Raw genomic sequence first — 26,343 nt, forward strand, 5'->3', positions numbered from 1 at the left:
TTGAAAAGTGTTGGGCTTGGTTGAAAAGTCGGATTCGTCGCCAGTTAGATCAGTACCCAACTTTGCGCGAGGCCATAGAAGCTGTCCTCCATCAGGCAGCGTCCTAACTAAACTGGCTACAGCTATATCAATTGCAACTCGTAAAAACACGCTCTACAATTCCAAGAACTTGTGAGACAATCGCGCAAGCTTTTATCAACCTGTGGAAAGTGCCTTGCGGTTTTCCACAAGTTCATTAACCAGATTTAATAAACACGGCTATGAACTCTACTATTTCGCTGTTTGCTGAGCTGCCCGAACCCCTCCACAAAGCTTTAGCGCAATATGTTGAAACCCATCCCAATTGGGATCAAGACCGTACGATCGTCGCGGCTTTATCCCTTTTCTTAATGCAAAATTCCCAAGACCAAGCCGCAGCCAGGGTCTATCTAGAAACGTTATTTGGGCAAGCTTGATTTCAAGCTTGAAACTAAGTCAGGCTTGAAACTAAGTCAGGTTTGAAATTAAGTCAGGTTTGAAATCAAGTCAGGCTTGAAGTTGAGAGTTGCGATTGAGTCAGGCTTGATTTAACGACTCACTCTTTTAGGCAGCATTGCTGTTTTGCCGTTCTAACCAATCAAAAATCTGATCCAGTTGCCGCAACGTGATCAACCCATACTGCCAGAGAATCATGGGTAACTGACTGGGCGCGTGTTGAGAATTATTGAGCGCTAGGGCGATCGAGTCCGCTGGAAGTAATAGCTCGTCTCGAAGGAACTGCACTAAGGGATGATTCGTGGGTTCCATGAATTGCACCCTCCTGAACGTTAGGGATTTGAGAAATTAGGACGACATTTTTAACGGGAACAATGGGGGAAATCATCTTACGAAAACAGTTTTACGGCGTAAGCACTTGACTTCGTAAGAACAGCTCAGGAACTACTTTAACAACAGGAACCGACTCTAGGCCCAGCTTGCCTTAAGCCTATCGGCCAAAAAATAGGCCAAAAAAGTCTTTGTGATATTCTGCCTTATCTTTGACCAGAGGAACCAATTTTTTGGATTTCCTTATTATTCGGGTGAAAGTCATCAATCCAAGATGAGTACTCTCTAGACAACAATTAAACGTAATTCCCCCTTCGTAATTCCCCCTTCGTCGATCGTGCACCTGAGACGCTAGGAACGCTGATTGTTGCGGCACGAGTGAGGATGCGAGCCGCTAAGACTATGCCCCGATCGCGCCGATCGCTACAATAGAAAGCAGCCCTTGGACAGTAAACCTTGGGCAGTAAACCTTGGCCAGCAAACCTTCGGACGGACGCTAGACATGACTGTTCCTTCGGAACTTGAGACAACAACTTCGGATCTGACTCCAGTGAATGCATTGTCTGGAGATGCCTCAACCTCTGGGGAAGACATCAACCTGTCTAAGTCAGCTCAAGTTGAGATCCAAGATGACGAGCTGACGGATGATGAGCTAACAGATGATGTCGAAATGTCAATCTTTGACCATCTAGAAGAATTACGGCAGCGCATCTTCTACTCATTGATCGCAGCAGGGGTTGGTATCGTTATCTGTTTTACGCAGGTGCGCCCGATCGTGCAACTGTTGGAGGCTCCGGCCAATGGGGTAAAGTTTTTGCAACTATCCCCAGGGGAGTTTTTCTTTGTTTCGATCAAAACAGCGGGCTATGCTGGCATTCTCTTGACGGCTCCGTTTGTGCTGTACCAAATTATTGCCTTTGTCACCCCTGGCCTAACCCGTCGGGAAAAGCGCTTTTTGGCTCCGGTGGTGTTAGGCTCCAGCGTGTTATTTGTGGGCGGACTCGTTTTCGCCTATGTGGCCCTGATTCCCGCTGCGTTGAATTTCTTTATTTCCTACGGCGCGGAAGTTGTGGAGCAAGCTTGGTCGATCGATCGCTATTTTGAATTTGTCCTACTGCTGATGTTCAGCACGGGCTTGGCCTTCCAAATTCCGATCGTTCAGGCACTTTTGGGCTTTTTAGGGATTCTCTCCTCGCGGCAGATGTTGGCCGGTTGGCGCTATGTCCTAGTAGGCGCAGCCGTCTTGGGGGCAGTCCTCACTCCTTCGACGGATCCACTGACTCAAAGTTTATTGGGTGGTGCGGTCCTTGCCTTATATCTCAGCGGTATTGGTTTAGTGAAGCTGTTAGGAAAGTAACTTAGACCTGAGATGCGATTCTATCAGTGGCATCTGCATCTACAGATCCATTCCAGCACCATGCTCACGGAGCCAAGCCACCCGATCGCGGTACTCTGGTAAAATCCTATCGACTTCATACCAGAAGGCGGCGGAATGGTTGGGGTGAATCAGATGGGCTAGCTCATGGACAACGATGTAATCCAAGACATTCAGGGGAGCCATCATACATTTCCAATGAAAACAGAGGTTGCCCTGGGGCGAGCAAGAGGCCCAGCGGTGTTGGAGTTCCATGACGCGGACTGAAACGACTTGAACTCCCATCTGTGACTGAAAGTAGGCAATCCGCTCACGGATCCAGGCTTGGCCTTTCTTACGGTAGAAGGCTTTGAAGGCAGCATCAGCGTGAGGGCGGGATTGCCGATCGCGGCTCAGACAGAAGTAACCCTCTTGGAGCTGAAGGGCTGGGGTTTGAGCATCAACTAATTTGAGGCGGTAGGAGCGACCCAGGTAAAGAAATCCTTCGCCGTTGACGTATTCCCGTTGAACCCGTGAAGCGTTGAGGGTTTCCCACTCAGCTTTATTTTTATAAATCCAGCGTCGCTTGCTTTCAATCAGCGCTGCGAGGTCATCATCAGAAAGCTGGTTCGGTACGCGGACAGAAACTTGGCCATCGCGCTCAATATAGATGCTGGCAGTCTTTCGATTGCTGCGCTGAAGATTATATTCAATATCTTTATACTTTTGCTTCATTGAACCAATTCCTGATGACGCGCCCTGGTGAGATCGATAATGGCTGTCTCAAGTTCAGCACTGTGTTCGATCATCTCATCAATATTACTTTCTAGAATCAGGTCAGATAGATTTCCTCGGAGTTTTTTTACTTCGGCATTATTGCTCCAGAAATTAACAATGTTAATCGTGTCTTGCAGGTACTCAATGATTTGCTCGACAAGCTGTTTGATGGTCTCTTGATGAGTGCTAGGAATGCTTCCACCAAAAGCAATTTGGCCAATCCGATCGTAGAATGGGGCAGCAGCTCGACTCACGCCATCGGGATTGTCTTGACGACCTGTTTCCGCTTCATTACGCAAGCCTAAAAGTGCTAGACTAAGCGCTTCCCAGTCGTCTTGGTGCTTCTGGATTAAGGCTTCCAGCTTTTCGCTGAGACTTTGGTAGAAAGCAGGGTCTTTTTCGAGATTAACTTTGCAATGTTTGCGGAGGGCATGTTCCATCTCGCTGGCTTTGGCCTTGGCACTGGGCTTACGTTCGATCGATTGGATAAAGGCGGGTGAGAATAATTCGATCGGAGGAATCTGGGGGTTAATGCCTTGGCTAATCAAGTGCTGGTCAATCAATTCACGGATTTTGTCGCCGGAATCAGAGAAATTTAGGGAGGTGTCTTTGTAGCGTTCTTTGACTTGGTTCATGATGTAACCAAACCGTTTTGCTGGAATTTTATAAATATTAGCGACAGCATTAGGCAAAATGATATCCATGCTTTGGAGAAATTGTTTGAGATATACCTCAAAGCTCGATCGCTGATTGAGGTCTTCCATCAGTTCGATCGCTTGCTCAAGGATGGCAATTTTCTCAGGGAGGTCGGGAATTTGCTGGTTGACAAAGGCTTCAATTTGCTCAACACCGCCTGCTTCAAAGAGTTCGATCAGACGCAAATAACGGGTTTCTAGGATTGGGAGTTCATGGTTGATATTTTTGAGGGTTTGTTGAATGTCTTCCTGGTCTTCCGCAGCATAAATCGATAGAGCTTCTTGGAGGTGCTCGGTTAGACCAATGTAATCCACGATATAACCGCGATTTTTACCTGTTGCAATGCGATTGACGCGGGCGATCGTTTGGAGCAGGTTATGCTCACGAATTTTCTTGTCGATGTACATGACTTGTTCGATCGGGGCATCAAAGCCCGTCAAGAGCATGTCACAGACAATGAGAAAGGCCACGCCTGTATTGACTTTATCGGGGTCATCATAATCAAACTTGCGTTTGAAATTGTCAACCGCGTTGACCGATTTGGCATGTTTACGCGCGTTGGTAATTTCGGCTTTTTCATTGGTGCCGTCAGTGGAGAGAATCACAGCAGACTGAAGAAAAGCGATTTTTTGGCACAAGTCGGGGTTTTGGTATTCTGCGGCGATGTCTTCGGGCATGGGTTGATTGCTTTCCCATTGCGTTTTGTCCCAGATCGGTTTAGCTTGTTCCAAGGCCAACCGATCGGCGATGGCTTTGTCGATCGCTGTCTTGTAGCGGACGGCGGCGAGCTTGGAACTACAGACGACTTGGGCTTTGAAGCCGTTGGGCAGGATTTGGTCGATGTAGTGATTAACAAGGTCTTGTGCGATCGCGGCGATGCGATTTTTGGCTTCGAGGAGGTCGCCGTTGGTGCCCCATTTTTGTTTGAGTTTGAGGATTTCGGCGGCGGTGCGGTCTTGGATTAAATCGTCAAATAGTTTCCCTTTCTGGCGAGCTTCTTGCTTAAGGATTTCTTGATTAACACTTTTGCGCAGTTGGGAGGTAACGTATTGGCCTGCGGCTTCTTGGACTTTGCGATCGAATTCGGCTTTGGCTTCGATGCTAGTCGTGGCAACTTTACCTTCATAGAGGATCTGGACGGTGACCCCATCTTTGACGGCATCCTGGAGGCGATATTTGTCGATGTATTGGCCGAAGCGATCGACGGTCTTTTGCTTGTCTTTGGTGACAATTAAGGGGGTTCCGGTAAAGGCAAGGCGGGTGGCATTGGGAAAGGCTTCAAATAGGTTATCGCTCAGGTCTCCAGCTTGGGTACGGTGGGCTTCATCGATCATGAGCAGAATCCGATCGGATGCATTGACGAGGCCAAAGCTCTCGTATTCGGGAATATCGTTTTTCGATGAGGGGGTGAGGGCGGTTTGGAGGTAGTCGGGAAGTTCCGATCGGGCTTCTTGGAATTTATGCACCATCACCATGTTGAGGTCGGAGGTGCTGGTTGCTAGTTCGGTTTTGAGGGCGGTGCTGCTGCTGATTTTGTTGACGGCTTCACCAGTGAGGGCGGCGGTTTCACCCAGTTGCTTTTCAAGGTCGGTACGATCGCAGACCAGGCAAACTTTGAAGTCTTTGAGGTCTTCGGTATGGCGCAGTTTGCGGATGGTGAAGACCATGGTGAGGCTTTTGCCGGAGCCTTGGGTATGCCAGATCACGCCTGAGCGTTCTTCTGGGCTATTGCCAGCGCGGAGGCGATCGATGATTTTGTTGGCGGCGCGGTATTGCTGGTAGCGGCAGACAACTTTGACGCGGGTTTTGCCAACTTCCATGAAGATGATGAAGTTGCGGACAATATCGAGCAGGGTGGCTTTGGGTAGCATCCCTTGGATGAGTTGTTCTTGGGGGCGGGCTTCGCCGAGGGGTGCGGTATAGGTGGCGTATTGGTCGGGGTAGATGGATTTCCAGGGGAAGAAGTATTCTTCGGCGGTGGCGCTGATGCTGCCGACTTCGGTTTGGGTGCCGCAGGTGCGGATGAGGAGTTGGTTGGTGTAGAAGAGGCGGGGTTCGCCTTCGCGCAGGCCAGCGGCTTGGGTGTCAGGGCGTTGGTCGCTGTAGCGCATGAGCTGCTGGAAGGCTTCGTGCATGGGGTCAGCGGCGGTGTTGTCGGGGACTTTGCATTCCACGACGACGAGGGGGATGCCGTTTACGAAGAGTACGAGGTCGGGAATGATAAATGCTTTGGTGCCGCCGGGGGTGTCGAGGCGAAATTGATTGATGGCGATGAAGTGGTTGTTTTCAGGGTTTTGGAAGTCGATCAGGTGTACTTCTGGGTCGGCTTCGCCAGTGACTTCGTTGGTGTCTACTTGGTGCTTGTAGAGCAGATTTAGGCGTTCTTCGTTGGTTTCGAGCAGGGGCGCGGTTGAGGGTTGGTTGAGTTGGTCGTAGAGGTCTTGGAGTTGCCGATCGGTGAGCCAGGGTTGGCCGTCGTCGGTGCGGTTGAGCTGGCGCACTTGCTGGCGGAAGATGGTGGGGAGGATGACTTGGCGGAAGTCGGTGCGGAGGCTAATGGTGGGGTCTTGGGGAATGCCGGGGCCGTGATCGATGATGTGCCAGCCGAGGGCGGCGAGTTGGTCGAGAAAGGGTTTTTCGACGAGTTGGTATTCTGACATGACGATCGGGCGGGGTAAGTTGAGAAGCGGGAAGTTTTAATAATAGTTTGGCGTATTTTTTCGGCTAGGCGTAGAATTTCCAGAAATTTATCCCAAGATTGGCGGGTTTAGCGAAGGCTGGGGGGAAATCCCGATCGAGGGGTGACGCTATAATGCAGGCAGATCGCGGGAATTTTTGCGCCTAAGGATATAACTCAAGGAGTGTCACTCAATGACCTCGGTTCAAATCACGTCTCAAGTGAATATTGACTTGGATCAGTTGCTGAGTGGTGTGGCTCAGTTGGAGACGGCTGAGTTGGAGCAGTTTGTGGGGCAGGTGAATTTGCTGTTGGCGCAACGGAGAGGGCCGAATTTGCCCCAGCGGGAAACGGAGTTGTTGGAGCAGATTAATCGGGGTTTGCCGGAGCAGATTCAGCAACGCTATGATGCGCTACAAATTAAGCTGCATGAAGAATCGATTTTGCCGGAGGAGCATCAGGAATTGCTGGGGTTGATTGATACCGTGGAGCAGGCGAGTGTCGATCGTTTACAGGCTCTGATTGAGTTAGCGCAACTGCGTCAAATTTCGTTGGATGGGTTAATGAATCAATTGGACATTCATCATCCGCCAGTTTATGCCTAGACGCTACATTACGGTTGCGGAGCAGCAGCAGATTATTGCTAGGGCAGGCAGGCGTTGTGAGTACTGCAAGAGCACGATCGACCATACGCCGCAGTCTTTTGCCTGTGAGCATATTCTTCCAATTGCGGAGGGTGGTGAAACGGATCTGGAGAATCTGGCGTTATCCTGTGGGGGCTGCAATGGGCATAAGCATACGAAAACCCAGGCGATCGATCCAATTAGTCAAGCTATTGTGCCGCTGTTTCATCCTCGTCAGCAGGTTTGGCGTGAGCATTTTACTTGGAGTCTTGATACGTTGCGGGTGATTGGAATTACGGCGACGGGAAGAGCGACGGTGAATGCGCTGAAGCTGAATCGGGCCGGGGTGGTGAATCTTCGGAAGTTGTTGATTATGGCGGGGTTACATCCACCGGATGAAAATTAATCATATTAGTGATTTGAAATCGTTACGAAAATCTTTATGGCCATGGTTTGCGGGTGGTGATAGGGAAATTATAGCTTGGGGGCTTGGCTAGGGGGAGGCTGCGGCTGTGTCAACGGTGACGCGGACTTTTCCGGTGAGGAGATCTTGCATCAGGCCGGATTTTTGACTTCGCAGTTTTCTTAGATTGTTTTTTTCCTTATCAATCAGTCCTCTGACAGATGCAACACGATCGATTATTTTTCGCTGTTCTAATTTCTCAGGTACAGGAATTATCAGTTTCCTGACAATTGTTTGAGAGATATTGGTTTGAGACTCCGCTAGTCCTGTCTTCAAAGTTGATAGATACGTTTGCGTGGACTCAGATGATAATGCTAAAGATAAGAATTCTGCATCTATAGAGCTTTTTGGAACTAGCCTGTATAGTTTATCCGACATCATTAGTTTCTCTTGAGTCGAATAAACATAAGCTACCACACCAACACGCGAATTAGGGCCACCTCTAGTTATAAAGACATCACCAACTTTGACCTCATATTGAAAATTAGGCTTTAGTTTAGAAGGTAAACGCTTATTCTCTAAAGAGTTATATCCGTCCCAAACAACAGCAGTTGTCTTTAGAATTCCCCATTCCCCAGGTGCTGCGGGTTCACTATCACATTCAGGACTTTTACCTTGTTCAATACATACTAGCTGATTCGCAACTACTGACTCTTCCCACTCTTTCGGAATCCAACCGATCGCGCTTTCCTTATACAGTTCTGGCGCATCCTCAAACGTAGGCCGCAGCTTACCCGCAGCATCCACCCCACGGGTAAATAAATCATGCATCATGCCCTGTTTGATGGTCTGATATTTGGCGATTAGGGCTTCGGTTTTTTCGATGAGATTATCGATCGTGGTTAAGATATTAGCGATTTTTCTCTGCTCTAGCAACGGTGGAAGTTGGATTGGTAGCGACTCAAGAATAGAGGTATTAATTGAAGTTCGAGTCGTTCCAACTGAAGCTCCTGAAATAAATTCTTGAGACTTTTGATCTAGCAGCGCATACAAAAAATATCGAGGCTCTAAATTATCATAGGGAACTCTGATGCGGAGCGTTTGGCCAGAAATAATCCAACCAGCTTGCTCATCCGTCACAAGAAAGCAGCTACCCACACGACCCACACGACTAAATACAATATCTCCAACCTGCAAGGAATATCGAGCTAAACGTTGTGCATCTTGTTCAGAAATTCTTGGTAAGTCATTTGTAAGTAAACCATTAGGGCCAATATTGCGAATTAATAGAAATGGTATACCTTCTTCAAGATAGTCATCCGAATGCAGTTGACTCCCAAAAGGCCCAGTTTGGACAGTAAGTTTACTTTGATGGCCTAACTCAAAAATTGTCTTTTTTTCCCAATGGCTTTTCTTACTCATAGCCCAACTCCACCAAAAACCGATTCAACTTCTCCGCCTCAGCATCCCGCTCCGCCAAAATCTCCTTCAGCGTCACCGCATACTTCTCCCAAAGCCGCTCCACCGCCGCCACAAACGCCCGCACATCCTGCCGCAAATACCCCTCAAACTGCCCCATCACCAACCGCTCAAACCGCGCCATAATCAACGGCTGCGCCTCCTCCGGCGAAATCCGCTCCCGCGCCTGCTCCACCAACTCATCCCGCCGCTTCTCCACCTCCCGCACATTCGCCTTCAATTCCTTCAACTCCGCCTCCAACCCCGAATGCCGCGCCAACCGCCCATCGATCTCCCCAAGCCGACTCTCCAACCCTGCGATCAGACCCTCCATCTCCGCAATCTCCCGCTGCTTCCCCTGCCGCTCTGCCGCTGCAAACCCCGCCTGCTCCATCCGCTTCACATCCTGCCGCATCACCTTCACCAACTTCAGCCCATTTTTCCGCTGCCCCTCCAAATCCTTCCGCTCCTCCTTCAGCGACTTCACCAATCCCTTCGGCAACACCCCCTCCTCCGACTCCTCCGGCTCCTCATCCTCATCCCCCGTATCCACCGCCGCAAACAACCCCTCCAACTCCGCAATCCGCCCCTGATCCCGTTCCAACTGCGCCAACACCTCCGGAAACTGCGATCGCAAAATATCCTCATCCGGAATCAACTCCGGCCCCCAACCACTCGCCGCGATCGACTTCAGATCCGCCCCCACCTCTTGCAAATAAGCCGCGATCGCCCCCCGCACCTGATGCTCATCCAAAATCCCCTGCGGCTCCAAAGCAGGAACGATCGACGCCAAAAACTTCCGCCGCACCGCAAACGCATTCCCCGACTCCGGCAACCCCTCAATCAACAACCGCTGCTGCTTCCACCACATTTGCAACGCCGATCGAAACGTTGCCTGCTTCGCCAACACCCCATCTGACCCCTCAATCAACCGCCGAATCTCATCCTTCGCCCCAATCCCGATCGCAAAATCGCTATAATCCCCTTGCTTCCGGGCCTTAAACAACAACGCCCGCACCCCCGCATAATGGGCAAAATACCGCCCCAACGCCTCAATCTCCCGATTCGGGACACCCCCATTCAAATGCGCCCGCACATCCTGCGGCTCCGGTGGCGGACTATTATCCACATACCGCCGAATATTTAAATTAAACTCCTCCGCCTGCAACTCCTCCCGACTCACCAACCGCGAATAACTCCCTACCTCCAACCGATTACGATACACATTCGTAATCTTCTCAATATCCTCCGCCCGCAACGAATTCTGATTCTTCCCTTCCCGATACTCCCGATCGGCATTAATAAACAACACTCGATCGCGCTCCCTCGCCCCCGATCGGTTCATCACCAACACACAAGCCGGAATCCCCGTCCCATAAAACAACCCCGCAGGCAACCCAATCACCGCCTCCAAAATCCCATCCTTGATAAATCGCTCCCGGCAAGCCTTCTCCTCACCCCCCCGAAACAGCACCCCATGGGGCATCACCACCGCCATCCGGCCATCCGCCTTCAGCGACGACACCATATGCTGCACAAACATCAAATCCGCCTTCTTCCCCGACTCCGGCAACCAAGTATGAAACCGCTCCGGAAACTTCAGCCCATCCCGCGTGTAATTCTGCGAAAACGGCGGATTGGCAATCACCCGATCGAACCTCACAACCTCCCCATTCTCCACATGCAGCGGGTCTTGCAGCGTATCCCCCTGCTCAATCTTCGCGCTCGTAATCCCATGCAAAATCATATTCATCTTGCAAATCGCCCAAGTGCCCCCATTTAGCTCCTGCCCCGCCAAAGCCAAATTTCGCGCATTGCCCCCCGTCTCCGCCACATACTGCTGCGACTGAATCAACATACCGCCCGAACCCGCACAGGGGTCATAGATCGACATCCCCTCCCCCGGCTCAATAATCTGCACCAACGTCCGCACCACCTCCGCCGGCGTATAAAACTCGCCCCCTTTCTTCCCCGCCGTATCCGCAAAATACTTAATCAAATACTCGTAAGCCGCCCCCAGCAAATCCGGAAACTCAAAATCCCCATTGCTCAACGGAATCTTACTAAAGTGCTGGATAAACTGCACCAACGTCGCATCCGACATCGGCTTCTGGCCCACCTTCCGATTGAAATTAATCCCCTTCAGCACATCCTGCAACGCATCGGCATTCGCATCTTCGATCGCCGCCAATGCCTTATTCAGCCCTGAACCCACCGACTGCTTCAAATGCTGAAGCTGACTCCAATGCGCCTCCTCCGGCACAAAGAAGTCGTATTTATTTCGATTCGCCAACTGCTGCTCAATCAGCGCAGGCTTCATCCCCTTCGCCTCATAGCCCTGCCGCAACGCCTCCCGATCGGCATCGAACTGGTCACTCAGCCGCTTCAAAAACAGAATCCCAAAAATATATTCCTTATACTCCGAGGCATCCATATTGCCTCGCAGAATGTCACAAGCCTTAAATAGCTCGCTTTCCAGCTTGGAGAGAGTTAACTTTTGGGGCTTCATAACACACAGCATCCCGATCGAACTGTCGCATAATACTTCGCATTTGCTCGATCGTCAGCAAAACCACAGGAACAATTCCCCCCCTTTTTCAGGTGACTCACTCTGCAATCTGAGCAGGTTCCGATACCTTCGGTTTGAGGCGTTTTTGAATCAGGAAACCGACAAAATTTAAAATCTGATCCATCAGAAACGCCGTAACCATAACCGCGATCGCTGCATTCACCACAGGCTTTAAACTCTGCGTTCCTTGGTTATAGAGATCCCAAATGTAGCCTCCCAAGGTCTGATTACTCGACAGAAGAATATCCGCCGTGATCATGACCGACCAAGCCAACATCAGCCCAAAGCGCAAGCCTTGGAAAATGCTGGGAATCGCAAAAAACATCTGGTTTTGGTGCCGTCTTGCCCGTTGAATCCCAATCGCAGTGTAAATCGCCACAACCCAGAATGTACTGAACGCCACCAGTAGCGAACCGATCGGCTCAGTCTGTTTCAGCAGAATGAGGAGAATGGGGATTAATAACACTGCAGGCAGAGAGGCCGGAATCTGTAACAGATACTTGGCAGCACCTGCCGTCCACCGATTCAACCCTAGCAACGTCCCCAATACCAAACCCGACACCGCCGCTGGCACAAAGCCTGCTAGCAGCAGCACCAAAGTTTGCACCAACGCTGGCACAACAGATGCATTCATCACCAAATCAGGAGCACTGGTTTCCATAAAGCAATGGGCAAAGGCAAGGTATTAAGAGCAAGAGGTCAAGCGCAGTGGATCAAAGCGCAGTGGATCAAAGCGCAAGGGGTTCAGCGCAAGGGGACAAGCATCCGGGGTTAACGGTCAGCGCATCATCAACGATCGAGTCAGCTCTAACGATCGCGCTATCCAGCCTGAAGATTGTACGCCAAAAAGATAGGGTAGGCCGTTCACCTACCCACCTTAAAAAGCAACATTCACCAGAACAAAGTTTTAGATTCTGAAAGAGCAAATTAAGCCGTCGGTTCAGGGGTACTTTCAGTCGTCACCTGTTGTTCCAATGCTTGTTTTTTCTTTTCGGCATCCAGACGACGCTTGCGAGCATAGAGTTGAATACTCGCAGCAAAAGCCACCACCATCAAGAGAATGACATAGCCCGTTGCATTGGTGGGAATGTCATTCTTAAACACCGCCAACATCACCACCACCACTAGAAAGAAGGTGGGAAATTCATTCATCCAGCGAAATTGCTTTGAGGTCAGTGGCGTTTCCCCCGCTTCCAACTGGGCAATCACCCGCCGACAGAAAAAATGAAACACCACGAGCACCCCAACCAAGGCAATCTTCACATGCAGCCAGGTTTGGTGTAGAAAGTCCGGTTGCACAACCAGCATCCCGATCGCCATCGCGATCGTCACAATCATCGCCGGCATCATAATAATGCCGTAGAGGCGTTTTTCCATCAGGGTGTACTGTTCCCGCAGGATGCTGCGCACGGGTTCAGTCTGCTGTTCCTGGGCTTCGGCATGGTAGACAAACAGGCGGGGCAGGTAGAACAGACCCGCAAACCAGGAGACAAAGCCAACGATGTGAAAGGCTTTAAACCAAAAATAGGGCATAGATTAAAGTCAGGATGTGAAAAACGCCTGACTGTATTAAAGGCAATGTCTTGTCCCTAAAGCAAGGGGGAGAGGGATGCTTTAGCGCGATCGTTGCAACACACGCTGTTTCTGACGCTCTTGGTTCCGCCGGAGCCGTTCTTCCGTTTGGAGATCAACACAGTGGGGGCAATGAATCCCCTCCTGGTACTGATCAGACTGCCGTTCCGCGATCGACACCGGATGGCCACAGGCGAGACACAACTCGTAGGAACCTTCCTCAACGCCATGGGTCACCGCCACCCGTTGATCAAACACAAAACATTCCCCATCCCACAGACTCTCTTCCGGGGCCACTTCTTCCAGATACTTCAGAATTCCGCCCTTGAGGTGATAGACCGTTTCAAACCCCTGGGACAGCATATAGGCCGAAGCCTTTTCGCAGCGAATCCCTCCCGTGCAGAACATCGCAACTTTCCGATGCTGGGTAGGATCCAGATTCTGCTGAACGTAGTCCGGGAACTGGCGGAAGGATTCCGTTTGGGGATTAATCGCCCCTTGGAAGCTCCCAGTTCTGACCTCGAAGTCATTGCGGGTATCAATCACAATCACCTCTGGATCCTGAATCACCCGATTCCAATCCTGGGGATCAACATAGGTACCCACCCCCTGGGCTGGATTGACCTCCGGGCGACCCAAGGTAACAATTTCCGGTTTCACTTTGACCTTTAGCCGATAGAAGGGCTGCTGATCGGTATAGGATTCCTTGACTTGCAGATTAGCTAACCGAGGATCCGATCGCAATTCCCCAAAAATCCCATCGATCGCCTCCCGCGAGCCACTAATTGTCCCGTTGATGCCTTCCTGGGCCAGCAAGATCGTCCCTTTAATTTGATGGGCAAGGCAGCGATCGAAGAACTGATCCCGCAGCTCATGGCAATCTGGCAAAGCCACAAACTGATAGAAGGCAGCAACTACGATAGACATAATGGGAGAGATGTAGAGTGGGTGAGGGGTAGAAAAAAGGTGATGAATTAGATGACAGACTCGTTATCTAATCAGATTTTGCCGGAAAAGTCATCTTTGAGGAGCGGCGAGGAACGCAACAGCCCCCGGCCCAGTCCTGAGCCCCCGGTCAAATCCTTCTAGAAATCGTCCTAGAAATCGTCTTCGTAGCCACCGCCACCACTATTCATCGAGCTTTCGTTATCTCGGCGGGAACCCAATAGCTCCAAACGATCGACCAAAATGACCGGGGATGAACGATTGGCACCCGTATTGCGATCGACCCAGGTATCAAACTTGAGGGATCCCTTAATTCCCACTAAGCTCCCTTTCCGCACGTATTGCTCAGCCACCTCCGCCTGACGTCCCCACAACTCCAGATTGAACCAATCCGGCTGATCGTTGTTGCGACTGTTCCGATTGACCGCCAAGGTTAAGCGACATTTAACGCTCCCCGATTCAAAATACTTGACATCCGGATCTCCGCCGACGCGGCCCACAAGAGTAATGACGTTTAAGCTCATGACCTTTAGTTTCAGTGCTAAGGTACTGGTGGATAGGTTAGCTTCCCTATCCTAACTAGAAGATTCCCCGCTAGCGCAGAATCTTTCAGGTTTTCACCGCTTTCTATGGCCGCTTTGTGGCAGGGATCGGGCACCTCCTCCCAGGACGATCCAGCTCGCCGTGCCCCACTCAGTTCAGCCGATCGTTGCACCTGTTCCCGCAACCTTTTACGAGATCTTTGAGATTTATGTGGTTATATAGATGGATACGATCGGGTAGCGCTTTCACCTCTGCTGCTATTTTCCAGTTAGCTGGATTTTTGATCCAGCAGGATCAGCGCAAATGACAGTAGGGCGTTGCGCGAGAGTAAATCGTTCCATGCCAGCCATGCCCAGCCAAGGGATGCACAACCACAAGGTTTGCACAACCACAAGGTTTGCACAACCACAAGGTTTGCACAACCGAGGTCTGTACAATACATCTATTGCACAAAACAATTGTATTGCATAAAACAATTGTCATTAATGGTCATTTCAGGGGCATTGCTAGACATTTCAGATACCTCAGGCAGCTCAAAAACAACTCACAGCCCAAAGCAACTCAGCCTTAAATCATCTTTAAAATTGCATTTTTTCCGCCTGATTCATTGCTTTTACTAATTACTGCCTTTATCCAGACTCATCATTTTCTCCTATTTTCTCTGGGTGTTTTTATAAGCAGGTGTTTTTTCTAAGCCAGGTTGTCGCAGTCATTCATTGCTGAGCGAGGAAATTTTGCCCAAACCTTCTTATCTTTATTCGTAGTTTCTACAGAAAAAATCATCGCTGAATGTAATAAATGAATCTTGGAATGGTAAATTATTGCCAATTTAACCGGGTTGCCCTTGAACCGTGTGTTTACTGCTCATAGGAGACCACCAGTTCATCCTTGGTTTAGCGATCGGTCGTCTAGACGATGGTCAGAAAACATACTAGAATCCACCTTTGTTTCCACCGTCCACAAACGCCGATGTTTGACCAAAACAGTCTGGCACCAGTAAAGTTAGACTTTTCAGTTGACTTTCAAGTTGGACTTCCCATTGCAAGGGTGGCTGGGCTTCAGGAACGTTGTCGTTAGTACAGAAGGCAGAGTAAGTCGTGGGTCTTTTCAGTCGCTTTTCCCTGTCCCGTGATATGGGGATTGATCTGGGTACCGCTAATACGTTGGTTTACGTTTCAGGGAAAGGCATTGTCCTACAAGAACCGTCCGTAGTGGCGATCGATCAAAATGAGCGCGTTCCTTTGGCCGTTGGAGAAGATGCCAAGCGCATGTTGGGGCGGACACCGGGAAATATTGTGGCACTGCGTCCGCTGCGAGATGGGGTGATCGCGGATTTTGATACCGCAGAACTGATGCTGAAGCACTTTATCACCCGCGTCCATGAAGGGAAGCAACTAGTTTCGCCGCGTGTGGTGATTGGCATTCCCAGTGGGGTCACGGGGGTGGAACGGCGGGCGGTCATGGATGCGGCCACCCAGGCCGGGGCACGGGAAGTGTTTCTGATCGATGAGCCTGTGGCAGCGGCGATCGGAGCCGGTCTCCCCGTAGCGGAACCAACGGGCAACATGATTATTGACATCGGCGGCGGCACCACCGAGGTGGCCGTTCTCAGCTTGCAGGGCACGGTACTGAGTGAATCGGTTCGGGTGGCGGGCGATGAACTGAGTGACGCGATCGTCCAATACATGAAAAAAGTCCATAACCTCGTGATTGGGGAACGCACCGCCGAGGAAATCAAGATTGCGATCGGATCCGCTTACCCCAGCCGCGATGCTGACGAAGAAACCATGGAAGTGCGCGGGTTGCACCTGCTGTCGGGTCTGCCCCAAACCGTCACGATCAAAGCCCCGGAAATTCGGGAAAGCATGGCTGAACCATTGGCCGTCATCGTCGATGCAGTCAAGCGCACCCTAGAACGCACTCCGCCGGAGTTAGCGTCTGACATCATCGATCGGGGCATTATGTTGGCAGGGGGCGGTGCTCTCCTCAAGGGCCTCGATACCTTGATCAGCCATGAAACCGGCATCGTTGTCCATGTGGCCGCTGATCCACTCAGTTGTGTCGTATTGGGCACCGGGCGTGTGCTGGAAAACTTTAATCAGCTTGGACGGGTGTTCAGCAGCCGTCCACGGTAGAACGAATTGCCTGCTAAGGTCTCCTGATCCAGACAATTTTTGGGTGGAAGGTAATTCAGTCATCTACTGAGTCTTGCCAAGGAACTGACATGGTGCCTTTCACCCGACCTAAAGTCGTCCAACCTCGAACAAGTCTTCGCATGTTTACAGTACGCCGCTGGTGGGAACGGTTCGGAACACAAACGCTCTTGATCGGCCTTGCGATCGGGACAGCGGCGATCGTGCGTCAAACCCAGGGAGCATGGCTCATGGAAACCTATCAATGGTTTTCTCGGCCCTTTCAAGGGGATCCCAACCAAGCCGCCCTCCAGCTGGAGAATGCCCAAGTTCTAGAACTCCAACAACGCCTGATCGAGTTACAAAACCGCAACCAGCGCCTAGAAGAATTACTGGGTTTAGTCCAGGACAAAAAAAAGGAAGCCTTAGCTGCACCTGTGATTGGCCGTAGTGCAGACCATTGGTGGGAGCAGTTGATCCTAGGGCGCGGCCTTAAGGATGGGGTGCAACTCAATAGTGTGGTGATGGCCCCTGGGGGAGTGGTCGGGCGAGTCAGTCAAGTCAGTGACCATGCCAGCCGAGTTGTCCTCTTGAGCAATGCGGCCAACCAGGTGGGCGTTACCGTCAGTCGCAGCCGTGCAACGGGCTACATGAAGGGGCAAACGGGCCAAAATGCAGGCACCCAAGTCATTATGCAGTTTTTTGATAAGGTTCCCGATGTCCGCAAGGGCGACACTGTGGTGACTTCGGCCTTTAGTAGCAAATTTCCTGAGGGCTTGCCCGTGGGGCGGATCGAGTCGATCGACCTCAGCAAAAGTCCAGCCCCCGAGGCCATCATCCAACTGACTGCACCAATCAGTTCCTTAGAATGGGTCGTGGTCTCTCCCCCCAACGCCATCAACCCAGCAGATACCCTCCCCACGCCAGAACCTTCACCCACTTCCAGTTTTTCGCCGAGCCCTTCACCCTCTGTCCAACCATGATGCATTTGTTCACTTTCGGTCAGCTATCCCGGCAGTGTTCACAATGGATGGAACAAAGTTCCTTAGCACGGTGGGGCGTCATTTGCGCCGGGACAGCCTTCTCCGTCTTTGTCTGCTTGATGCTGTCGCCCACCCGTTGGCCTGGTATGACCTTAGCGGGAATTGGCCCCAATTGGTTGCTGATTTGGGTGGTGGCTTGGAGCCTGAAACGAAATGTCTGGTCGGCGATCTCGGCGGGGATGGCCCTCGGTTTTTTGCAGGATGCCATGACCGAATTACACCCCAGCCATGCCGTAAGTTTAGTCGTCGTCGGTCTATTAACGGCTCGATTACAAAAACAGCGCTATCTCCAAGAAGATTTTATTTCTGTGGCGCTGATCGTCTTTGGCATGGCGGTAGTCGCTGAAACGGTCACTGCGATTCAGTTCAGCCTCTTGGGGACCCGATCGCTTCTAGAAATCTGGAAACACCATCAGTTGATTGCCCTCAGTTCCGCCATTCTCAGCAGTTTGTGGGCTCCGGTCATCTATTTCCCGCTGAACCGTTGGTGGCAATGGGTGGGGATTCAGCCAGAGTAGTTGGCCCGGAGTCGTTGAAAGGCTTAGGCTTCTACAACCGCCACCAGTTGCTGCTGATTCCACAGGGTTTGATACAACCCCGGCGTGGCCAGCAAGGTTTCGTGGTTGCCCATCTGTTGAATTTCCCCCTGATCCATCACAAAAATCCGATCGGCCATGGCGGCGGCGGATAACTGATGGGAAATAAAAATTACCGTTTTGCGGCGGGTGCCTTCCGAGAGATTGGTCAAAATTTGCGTCGCTGTTTGGTTGTCTACGCTGGACAGGGCATCATCCAAAATCAGAATAGGCGAGTCCACCAGTAAGGCTCTCGCTAAGGCTGTGCGTTGCCGTTGACCGCCGGACAGCGTAATCCCCCGTTCTCCCACCAAGGTATCGTAATGCTGGGGGAAATTCAGGATTTCTGGATGAATTTGCGCCTCCTTGGCCGCCTGTTCAATTTCTAAATCCGTGGCAGTAGGGACCCCGTAGGCAATGTTATTGCGAATGGAGGTGCTAAACAGGAAGCTGTCTTGCGGCACGTAGGAAATGGCCCCGCGCAAATCCTGAAGGCGCATCTGGGTAATGTCCATCCCATCCAGAAATAATTGGCCGGGGGCAATATTCAGTAGCCGGGGAATGGCATTGGCGAGGGTGGATTTTCCGGATCCGATCGCCCCTACGATCGCCACGGTTTCCCCCGGTTGGATTTCAAAGGTGATGTGCTTCAGAGCCGCGATCGAGGGGCCCTCCGCCGTAGCGTAGTTGTAGCTCAAATTGCGGGCCTGCAAGTGGCCTCGAATCTGCTCCAGGGGAATCGCCTTGGCCTCCGGTGCATCTTTAATGTTGGGTTCCACGGACAGAATCGCTTCAATGCGATCGATACTGACTTCCCCCCGCTGGTAGGCCGTAATGGTGAAGCCCATGAGCGCCGTGGGAAAGACTAGCTTTTCCACAAAGATAAATAGGGCAATCAGATCTTCAATGTTTAACTCGCCCCGCTGAATGGCAGGCCCCCCAAACCAGAGCAAAATCAGACTGCTCCCGTAGGCCAAGCCCGACAAGATGGGAAACAGGGTCGTGCGGGTTTTCGCTAAGTTGAGGTTGGCCCCAAAGAGGCGATCGTTCAAGGATTCAAAGGCTTTACGCTCATTTTCCTCCTGGGCATAAATTTTGATGAGGGAAATGCCACTCATGTCCTCTTGGATCAGTTCACTCAGATCCGAGAGCCGTTCTTGCACCTCCCCTTGCTGGGCACGGAGTTTGTTGCTGAATAGATTCACCACAAACAACATGACGGGATAGATCGCCAACGCCAGTAAACTCAATTTGACGTTGATTTGTAGCATCGCAGGCAAGGTCATGCTGTAGGCAAAGATGGTATTGGCCAAGCTTAAAATGGCAAAGCCCAGCAAGCGCCGTACGTTATCTACATCACTCGTAGCCCGGTTGATCAGATCCCCGATCGTATTGGTGGAAAAATACGCCGGTTCCATGCGTAGCAAGTGATTGAAAATGCGCTGTTTTAGGTCAAACTCCACCTGGCGACCCACCCCAAACAGCAGCATCCGCGACGTCATCCGAATCGCCCACATGACAGACGCTAAGACCAAAACGATCGCGGCATAGAACAACACCCGATCGAACTGGAAGGTGATGCGCAGTTCACGAATAGCATCACGAATTTGCAGGGGAATGTAAATACTGAGGGCATTGACAATAAAGAGGGCGAAAATACCGCCTGCTGCTTGTTTCCAGTGGGGCTGGAGGTAGGTACCCAGTTGTTGTAGCCGCGATCGCGCCATAACTCAAACCTGCAAAACGAGAGTGTGAAGCTAGCCATAGAGACTTCCGATTCTAGCGCGCCGAAGCGGTAAAATACGACATCACAGCGACTTCATGGGGGCTGCGACTCCCGTGCAATCGCCCGTGGGACAATCTATTCAACAGCCTATTCAACTTCTGGTTCTGATCGCTCTGGAGGACAATGCCTTGAGATCACTCCAACGATGGTGGCGGACAGCCCCGCCCAAGTTACTGCCCCTTTCCCGTGCTATCGATCGCCTGAATCAGCAAATCGGGCAAGGTGTTCTATGGTTAGTTCTGGTGATGGTGGGGTTAGGGGTTTGGAATGTCATTGGACGCTATCTTGGGCGGGCGATCGGGCAAAACCTGACCTCCAATGCCTTCATTGAAAGCCAGTGGTATACCTTTGATATTCTGTTTCTCCTGGGTTCGGCCTATGCGCTGCTCCATGATGAACATGTGCGGGTGGATATTTTCTACACCCATTGGAGCCCGCGCAAAAAGGCGATCGCCAATCTCATCGGTTCCCTCGTTTATCTCCTGCCCTTCTGCGGTTTGGTCGCTTGGTTTTCCTGGGGATCCGTGGTGGAATCCTGGGCCATCTGGGAAGGATCGCCCGATCCCGGTGGATTACCCCGCTACCCGATCAAAGCGCTGATTTTAGTCAGTTGTTTGCTGTTATTTCTCCAAGGCATTTCCGAAGCCATTAAAAATTGGGCCATTCTGACGGGCGATCGGGGGGCCCAGCCAGAATCCCATGAATCGGAAATTTAGCATTTTCAGGTGATTATGGTGGGGAATTGCAATGGGTGATTGGATTATTGAAATTGATACTGAATGGCTTGGCCCTGGCATGTTTGCGGGTGCACTAGTCATGTTGTCCTTGGGATATCCGGTAGCATTTTCCCTGGGGGCCGTAGCTATCCTGTTTGGCTGGGTGGGCATCAGTTTAGGGGTCTTTGACTGGAGCCTCTTTACGGCCATGCCCCAACGGATTTTTGGCACCATGTCCAACTATACGCTGCTAGCGATTCCCTACTTTATTTTCATGGGAGCCATGCTAGAGAAAACGGGCATGGCCGAGCGGTTATTGGAAACCGTGGGCATTTTGCTAGGGCGGTTGCGGGGTGGGTTAGCCCTGGCCGTTGTGATTGTCGGGGCATTGCTCGCCGCGACTACAGGAGTTGTAGCGGCAACGGTTGTGGCAATGGGAATGATTTCACTGCCGATCATGCTGCGGTATGGCTACAATAAGCAGTTGGCCACGGGGGTCATTGCGGCATCGGGAACGCTGGGACAAATCATTCCCCCCAGTGTTGTCTTAGTCGTGTTGGGCGATCAGCTCGGGGTTTCCGTTGGTGATTTATTTGTCGGCTCGGTGATTCCTGGCCTCATGATGGCCGGAGCCTTTGCAATGCATGTGTTGCTCGTGGGATTTTTCCGACCGGACATGGCTCCTGCATTGCCGGAGGAAGTGCGATCGATCGGGAAAAAAGCCCTGGGAAAACAGGTGATGCAGGCAATGGTGCCGCCCCTGGTTCTGATCCTATTGGTTCTTGGCAGTATTTTCTTTGGCGTTGCCACCCCGACGGAAGCCGGTGCAGTCGGGTCCTTTGGCGCAATGATTCTGGCGTTTTTTAATCGCCAACTGACCCTAACCGCCATCAAACAAGTTTGCGATATCACCCTCCGGACGACGGCAATGGTGGTGTTTATTCTGTTTGGGTCAACCCTGTTCAGCTTGGTTTTTCGGGGATTGGAAGGCGATCAGTTCATGCACCATGTTCTGTCCAATCTACCGGGTGCCGAGGTTGGCTTTTTATTCGTCAGTATGGCTGTGGTGTTTATCCTCGGCTTTTTTATTGACTTTTTTGAAATTGCCTTTATTGTTGTGCCGTTGTTCGTCCCCGTGTTGAACACGCTCTATCGCCAAAAGTTTGAGCGGATGGGCTTGGAACCGAGTGCGATCGACGCTTCCTTAACCCAAATTCGGATTTGGTATGGCGTGGTGTTGGGGGCCAATCTACAGACTTCCTTTCTCTCTCCTCCCTTTGGATTTGCGCTATTTTATTTAAGAGGCGTTGTTCCTCCTGAAGTTTTAACTACGGATATTTACAAAGGTGTGATTCCATTTATTTTGTTGCAGTTGTTGGTTTTGGTGTTAATTATTGTATTTCCACAACTTGTCCATTTCTTGCCTTCTCTGTCCAATGCCAGTTGAGTCTGCTGCCAGTTGATGTTTGAGCCGTGTTATGAAAAATTTTCTACCGTTTTCTGTTGGTGCGATCGCGATCGCTAGTCTGCTAGCTGCCTGTGGCCCCAGTAAGCCGCCGGAGGAAGCGTCGCCCAGTGCTTCGCCCAGTGTGCCCACCACATCTCCCAGCGCCTCTGCAACGCCCTCTGCATCCCCCAAGGCGAGTGATTCCAAGACAAAGTCAACGGAAGCTGAGGAGGATGCAAACGAGGATTCTCCCAATGCAGAATCAGTGGAGCGGGAGGAGGAAGGCGCACCGACTCGGACGGAGCCAGCGAATACCACGAAAACCGTAGAAAAAGCCCCGCGATCGGCGGAACCGCCAGCCCCGGCACCCAGACCGCAGTCCAAGCCTCCCGCCGAGGTACCTCGCCGCTCTGAACCCGAACCTGAGCCAGAGCCGGAACCCGCTGAGCCGGAAGTGTCTGAGCCGGAACCGCCAGCGTCCTCTAATGCAGGAAGTCCGATCGGTCCGGCAACGGACTGTGATGGCGATGGGAAAAGCAATGATCAACGCATTGATAATAATGGCGATGGCGTTCCAGATGATTGCTTGATTGGCGGTTAGCGTTTTGCTGGGAGGCGATCGACCATCCTGAGCCCTCGATCGCCTCCCGGAACTGAAGTTACAACTGCACTGACTGAGAGGTGGAAGTGAGGTCGGAGAAAGGGCCATTGATGAGCCAGATGTTCCTAGGTTGAGGGTAGTGAATTCGACACGTTCCGCCGCAAATCTTCACTATAGGGCTGTGCCATGATCAAGCAGGGGGCCGAGACTCCTGCCCAGTCCATCTCCTAATGACGTTGGCTACAGCCATGACCTGGCTACAGTCATCATACAGTGCTGGTATAACCTATAAAAAATGGATCCCACTTTACGATTTGCAGGATCCAGCTAACTTAATTGATTCTTGTGTTGCAAAACAAAAGAATTCGCTTCGAATTGAACCATCGTAACCATTCAGGCTTGAATTGAAATTAGATCCGAAGGTACATCAGGATCCAATTCCAGAGCATCTATTTAATTGTTATGGAGCGCGTCTTCGGAAGAGCGTTGCGCCTTGATGGATTGAAGCTGCTGGAGGAGGGAGTCAGCTTCGGCCTGAAGATGCAGGAACTTGACTTGCTGATCTTCGTTGTAGAGGGCGCGCATCCGTTCAACCACACGATCGCGACTAGAAGATTCGGTTAAGGGGGCAGATGTCATCATCGTTTTAGTCATGTTGCTTACTCACACCGCGTTTTTATCTTAGCTCAAGCGTCAGAGCAAATTGTATCTTTATGTTGCATTTTTCCCACGAATATGGAGTTTTGTCCATATCGATTTTCGAGGTTCTTTACAGTTCTTTACATTTTGTCATGCCCTCCCTGCAATCTTCACCGGAGATCACGAGGCTAGAGGCCCGATCGGGGTAGACTAAGATCTCCTACGATCTCCTACCGTAGACCCTCTAGTTGAATTCAAGCATTTAAGACCGTGACCCTAAGCCTGTCTGCCAATGAATCCAGTTTGCGTCAACCTGTCGCCCAAACCTGGAATGGGTTGATTGATGCCTATCGGCGCTATCTTCCTGTGACAGATTCGACGCCGATCGTCAGCTTGTGCGAGGGAAATACTCCCTTGATCCCAGTGCCCACGATCGCCGCAGAAATTGGCCGCGGGGTTCAGGTCTATGTCAAATATGACGGTCTCAACCCCACCGGAAGTTTCAAGGATCGGGGGATGACCATGGCGATTACCAAGGCCAAGGAAGCTGGAGCCAAAGCTGTCATCTGTGCCAGTACAGGGAATACCTCCGCTGCGGCTGCCGCCTATGCCCGTCGGGGCGGACTGCGAGCCTTTGTCTTGATTCCCGATGGCTATGTTGCGCTGGGTAAGCTAGCCCAAGCCCTGCTCTACGGTGCAGAAGTTCTTGCCATCCAAGGCAACTTCGATCGGGCCTTGGAAATCGTGCGGGAAATGTCGGAAACCTATCCCGTCACCCTGGTGAACTCCGTCAACCCCTACCGCCTACAAGGCCAAAAAACAGCGGCCTTTGAAGTGGTGGATGTCCTGGGGGATGCCCCCGATTGGCTCTGCATTCCCGTGGGCAATGCGGGCAATATTACGGCCTACTGGATGGGCTTCAATGAGTACCAGGCTGAAGGACGCTGCTCCAAACTGCCGAAAATGATGGGCTTCCAAGCAGCCGGATCCGCACCGTTAGTCACTGGTGAAGTGGTGAAACACCCGGAAACCTTGGCAACGGCGATTCGCATTGGCAACCCGGCCAACTGGGATAAGGCGATCGGGGTACAGCAGGCCAGTGGCGGTGGGTTCAATGCCGTCACCGACGATGAAATTATCGCCGCCTACCGCAAGCTGGGGGGCGATGAAGGGATTTTCTGTGAACCCGCCAGTGCGGCTTCCGTGGCAGGCTTGCTGAAGTGTAAAGACCAAGTGCCTGCGGGGGCGACGGTGGTCTGCGTTCTGACTGGTAATGGCCTGAAGGATCCCGACTCTGCAATTAAGTTCAGCGAAAATAATTTCCACCAAGGCATTGCGCCGAACTTGCAGGACGTGGCGAAGGTCATGGGCTTCTAGGTCAGGCAAATTGAATCATTCCAGCGGATTAGTCTGCTGAAGCAAGTTATGGGGATTGAACGCCAGAGCAAGGGTTCAATCCCTGTTTGTTTGAGGGCCAGGTTTGTTTGAGGGCCAGATTTAACTTGCCTACGATCGTGCGCCCCCATGAGCCCAGCGAGTTGATGGGAGTCGGCACTTCAGCCGACCATTCAGTCGGCACCTCTCATTTTCCGCAGCGTATCCATGGCATCGGCGAGGGCGAGGGTCATGTCCTTGCGGGTGCGATCGTGGGCAGCCTGTTCTTCTTTGAGGGCTTGGGTCAGTTGTTCACGCTCTGACCAGACTTTAGCCAGTTTGATTTTGAGGTCTTCCATACTGACAAAGCCATCGCTTTGGTCGGGGGAGAGCGGGGCTAGGGTCTCTGAGCCGGGGAGATTTCCTGATGGCAAACCGATCGCAGCCCCCGCCTGAAATTGAGCGATTTCCGTTTGCAAGTGGGTGATTCGTGCCTGCATCGCTGTGACATCCTGTCGCCGCTGTTGGGCTTCGGTTTCGTACAACTGTCGCCACTTGTCAGCACTAGCGGTGACCTCCGCCAGCGTTTGCTGGAGGTCGGCGATTTGTTGTTTGAGATCTTTAATTTCGTTCAGCCACTGGACAATTTCTTGGGACATTGGATGGGCGGCAAAGATGAAGAATTTAGTTGGCAGGAGTATTTATTGTAATCACTTCCAGTTTTTTTGAGCCTGATCTAAGACATAGGCTGCCACATTCTCAATTTCCTCTGGAGTCAGGCGATCGGCGTAGGCGGACATGTTAGCCTTTCCATTCGTCACCAAGGCAATAACAGCGTCAAGGGTGGCGACTTGATTCTTCTCCAGTGCTTTCAGTTTCAGCGTCTTGCCCCGCCGAACAATGTTGCCGCCCCCCTCGTGGCAGCCAGCACAGTGTAGGGAAAAGACCTGTTGGCCTTGGTCAAGATCGATCGCGAGGGCGGGCGTTGCAATGCCTATCCACAGGCACAGGATCAACAGGCACAGCAGAATCGGGGTTATGCCCAGGGGCGTCAGGAATGGTCGTAGGGGCGCGATCCAGCGGTTGACAGGCAGGAGTTTGGGCATGGGGTGGAATCCCTTACGGAGAGGTTGGTCATCATGGCCATTAGGCGATCGGAAAAACCATCGATCGGCCTAACTCACCACTGTCAGATATTATCCAACCTGCAAAAGCACACCACCACAGATGAGGCTCAAGATAGATGGCAGAACAGATGGCAGAATTCAGGACTGCTTAAGGTTCGGGCTGTAGCCTTGTTGTTGGGATGGGGCGTTTGAGCCATTGCAAGTCGAGAAAGAGTCGATCGATTGCGGTTACAGGGTCGATCGATGTTTTGCATTGGATTCAGGGCTGATTGGATTCAGAGCTTTTGGGGTTCCAGTTGTGGAGTTTTCTGAATCGATATTACAAACTATCTCTGTACAGTTGACAGAGTTGGGGTTTCTTCGTAGTCTTGTTTTTCATAGCTGAAGTGCAACCGTGTGTGTTAAGTCCCGTTGGTTGCAGACCGGTTGCAGACCGCCCGTAAGGGCATCGCATCAGCTAAGACCCCAAAAATTAAGGCGCT

General features: G+C 51.5%; 24 protein-coding genes. 11 read left to right on the forward strand and 13 right to left on the reverse strand.

Annotated elements, in window-relative coordinates; genetic code table 11:
* Positions 1-260: 260 nt before the first annotated feature.
* Positions 261-455, forward strand: a complete 195-nt coding sequence (locus tag H6G21_RS20670) for a DUF2811 domain-containing protein (RefSeq protein WP_190575472.1) — start codon at positions 261-263, stop codon at positions 453-455.
* 127 nt (positions 456-582) lie between these two features.
* Here H6G21_RS20670 and H6G21_RS20675 read toward each other — a convergent pair whose 3' ends face one another.
* Complete coding sequence (locus H6G21_RS20675; RefSeq protein ID WP_190575475.1) at positions 583-786, reverse strand: DUF2949 domain-containing protein; 204 nt, start codon at positions 784-786, stop codon at positions 583-585.
* A gap of 520 nt (positions 787-1,306) precedes the next feature.
* Here H6G21_RS20675 and tatC point away from each other — a divergent pair.
* Complete coding sequence (gene tatC, locus H6G21_RS20680) at positions 1,307-2,161, forward strand: twin-arginine translocase subunit TatC (protein WP_190575477.1); 855 nt, start codon at positions 1,307-1,309, stop codon at positions 2,159-2,161.
* Positions 2,162-2,200: 39 nt separating this feature from the next.
* Here the strand turns inward: tatC and H6G21_RS20685 are convergent, their stop codons facing one another.
* Complete coding sequence (locus H6G21_RS20685) at positions 2,201-2,893, reverse strand: SprT family zinc-dependent metalloprotease (RefSeq protein ID WP_190575479.1); 693 nt, start codon at positions 2,891-2,893, stop codon at positions 2,201-2,203.
* Positions 2,890-6,291: an HsdR family type I site-specific deoxyribonuclease gene (locus tag H6G21_RS20690; RefSeq protein ID WP_190575481.1), complete on the reverse strand. Its 3,402-nt coding sequence runs from the start codon at positions 6,289-6,291 to the stop codon at positions 2,890-2,892. The genes H6G21_RS20685 and H6G21_RS20690 overlap by 4 nt, the downstream gene beginning before the upstream one ends.
* Before the next feature lie 211 nt (positions 6,292-6,502).
* On the opposite strand from H6G21_RS20690, the gene H6G21_RS20695 reads away from it, so the two are divergent.
* On the forward strand, positions 6,503-6,913 hold the full coding sequence (locus H6G21_RS20695) for a hypothetical protein (RefSeq protein ID WP_190575483.1): 411 nt from the start codon (positions 6,503-6,505) through the stop codon (positions 6,911-6,913).
* Positions 6,906-7,337 (forward strand): HNH endonuclease signature motif containing protein, encoded by a 432-nt coding sequence (locus tag H6G21_RS20700; RefSeq protein ID WP_190575485.1) that lies wholly within the window; start codon positions 6,906-6,908, stop codon positions 7,335-7,337. The genes H6G21_RS20695 and H6G21_RS20700 overlap by 8 nt, the downstream gene beginning before the upstream one ends.
* Before the next feature lie 87 nt (positions 7,338-7,424).
* On the opposite strand, the gene H6G21_RS20705 is transcribed toward H6G21_RS20700, so the two are convergent.
* The 6 genes from H6G21_RS20705 to H6G21_RS20730 all read right to left on the reverse strand — a co-directional run bounded on the left by H6G21_RS20705 (position 7,425) and on the right by H6G21_RS20730 (position 14,402).
* On the reverse strand, positions 7,425-8,756 hold the full coding sequence (locus tag H6G21_RS20705) for a restriction endonuclease subunit S (protein WP_190575487.1): 1,332 nt from the start codon (positions 8,754-8,756) through the stop codon (positions 7,425-7,427).
* Complete coding sequence (locus tag H6G21_RS20710) at positions 8,749-11,301, reverse strand: class I SAM-dependent DNA methyltransferase (RefSeq protein WP_190575489.1); 2,553 nt, start codon at positions 11,299-11,301, stop codon at positions 8,749-8,751. Before H6G21_RS20710 ends, H6G21_RS20705 begins: the two co-directional genes overlap by 8 nt.
* A gap of 97 nt (positions 11,302-11,398) precedes the next feature.
* Positions 11,399-12,022, reverse strand: coding sequence for a hypothetical protein (locus H6G21_RS20715; protein ID WP_190575491.1), 624 nt, complete (start codon positions 12,020-12,022; stop codon positions 11,399-11,401).
* 266 nt (positions 12,023-12,288) lie between these two features.
* The gene (gene hemJ / locus H6G21_RS20720) at positions 12,289-12,894 is read right to left on the reverse strand and encodes a protoporphyrinogen oxidase HemJ (protein ID WP_190575493.1); all 606 of its coding nucleotides are present in this window, start codon (positions 12,892-12,894) and stop codon (positions 12,289-12,291) included.
* An 81-nt stretch (positions 12,895-12,975) separates the two neighbouring features.
* Positions 12,976-13,860, reverse strand: coding sequence for a rhodanese-related sulfurtransferase (locus tag H6G21_RS20725; protein ID WP_190575495.1), 885 nt, complete (start codon positions 13,858-13,860; stop codon positions 12,976-12,978).
* A gap of 170 nt (positions 13,861-14,030) precedes the next feature.
* Entirely contained in the window at positions 14,031-14,402 is a 372-nt protein-coding gene (locus H6G21_RS20730) for a single-stranded DNA-binding protein (protein WP_190575496.1), read from the reverse strand.
* A gap of 1,152 nt (positions 14,403-15,554) precedes the next feature.
* On the opposite strand from H6G21_RS20730, the gene H6G21_RS20735 reads away from it, so the two are divergent.
* The 3 genes from H6G21_RS20735 to mreD all read left to right on the forward strand — a co-directional run bounded on the left by H6G21_RS20735 (position 15,555) and on the right by mreD (position 18,114).
* A complete protein-coding gene (locus H6G21_RS20735) occupies positions 15,555-16,556 on the forward strand; it encodes a rod shape-determining protein (RefSeq protein ID WP_190575578.1) in 1,002 nt (333 codons plus the stop codon).
* A gap of 89 nt (positions 16,557-16,645) precedes the next feature.
* Positions 16,646-17,536 (forward strand): rod shape-determining protein MreC, encoded by an 891-nt coding sequence (gene mreC / locus H6G21_RS20740; RefSeq protein WP_242041977.1) that lies wholly within the window; start codon positions 16,646-16,648, stop codon positions 17,534-17,536.
* Between the two features lie 47 nt (positions 17,537-17,583).
* A complete protein-coding gene (mreD, locus tag H6G21_RS20745) occupies positions 17,584-18,114 on the forward strand; it encodes a rod shape-determining protein MreD (RefSeq protein WP_190575498.1) in 531 nt (176 codons plus the stop codon).
* A 23-nt stretch (positions 18,115-18,137) separates the two neighbouring features.
* Here mreD and H6G21_RS20750 read toward each other — a convergent pair whose 3' ends face one another.
* On the reverse strand, positions 18,138-19,898 hold the full coding sequence (locus tag H6G21_RS20750) for an ABC transporter ATP-binding protein (RefSeq protein ID WP_190575500.1): 1,761 nt from the start codon (positions 19,896-19,898) through the stop codon (positions 18,138-18,140).
* Positions 19,899-20,085: 187 nt separating this feature from the next.
* Here H6G21_RS20750 and H6G21_RS20755 point away from each other — a divergent pair, with 187 nt between their 5' ends.
* From H6G21_RS20755 to H6G21_RS20765, 3 genes are read left to right on the forward strand one after another with little or no spacing between them, the layout of a single operon-like run.
* Positions 20,086-20,673 carry a TRAP transporter small permease subunit gene (locus tag H6G21_RS20755; protein WP_242041983.1) on the forward strand — a complete coding sequence of 196 codons (588 nt, stop codon included), beginning with the start codon at positions 20,086-20,088 and terminating at the stop codon, positions 20,671-20,673.
* A 46-nt stretch (positions 20,674-20,719) separates the two neighbouring features.
* A complete protein-coding gene (locus tag H6G21_RS20760) occupies positions 20,720-22,120 on the forward strand; it encodes a TRAP transporter large permease subunit (protein ID WP_190575582.1) in 1,401 nt (466 codons plus the stop codon).
* 31 nt (positions 22,121-22,151) lie between these two features.
* Positions 22,152-22,721 carry a hypothetical protein gene (locus tag H6G21_RS20765; RefSeq protein ID WP_190575504.1) on the forward strand — a complete coding sequence of 190 codons (570 nt, stop codon included), beginning with the start codon at positions 22,152-22,154 and terminating at the stop codon, positions 22,719-22,721.
* Positions 22,722-23,174: 453 nt separating this feature from the next.
* On the opposite strand, the gene H6G21_RS20770 is transcribed toward H6G21_RS20765, so the two are convergent.
* The gene (locus H6G21_RS20770) at positions 23,175-23,375 is read right to left on the reverse strand and encodes a hypothetical protein (RefSeq protein ID WP_199307355.1); all 201 of its coding nucleotides are present in this window, start codon (positions 23,373-23,375) and stop codon (positions 23,175-23,177) included.
* A gap of 255 nt (positions 23,376-23,630) precedes the next feature.
* Here H6G21_RS20770 and thrC point away from each other — a divergent pair, with 255 nt between their 5' ends.
* On the forward strand, positions 23,631-24,737 hold the full coding sequence (gene thrC / locus H6G21_RS20775) for a threonine synthase (RefSeq protein WP_190575506.1): 1,107 nt from the start codon (positions 23,631-23,633) through the stop codon (positions 24,735-24,737).
* A 191-nt stretch (positions 24,738-24,928) separates the two neighbouring features.
* Here thrC and H6G21_RS20780 read toward each other — a convergent pair whose 3' ends face one another.
* Positions 24,929-25,393, reverse strand: a complete 465-nt coding sequence (locus H6G21_RS20780) for a hypothetical protein (RefSeq protein WP_190575508.1) — start codon at positions 25,391-25,393, stop codon at positions 24,929-24,931.
* Between the two features lie 51 nt (positions 25,394-25,444).
* A complete protein-coding gene (gene petJ / locus H6G21_RS20785) occupies positions 25,445-25,840 on the reverse strand; it encodes a cytochrome c6 PetJ (protein WP_190575510.1) in 396 nt (131 codons plus the stop codon).
* Positions 25,841-26,343 lie beyond the last annotated feature (503 nt).

This window comes from Alkalinema sp. FACHB-956, from assembly GCF_014697025.1.
Taxonomy (GTDB): domain Bacteria; phylum Cyanobacteriota; class Cyanobacteriia; order Leptolyngbyales; family Leptolyngbyaceae; genus Alkalinema.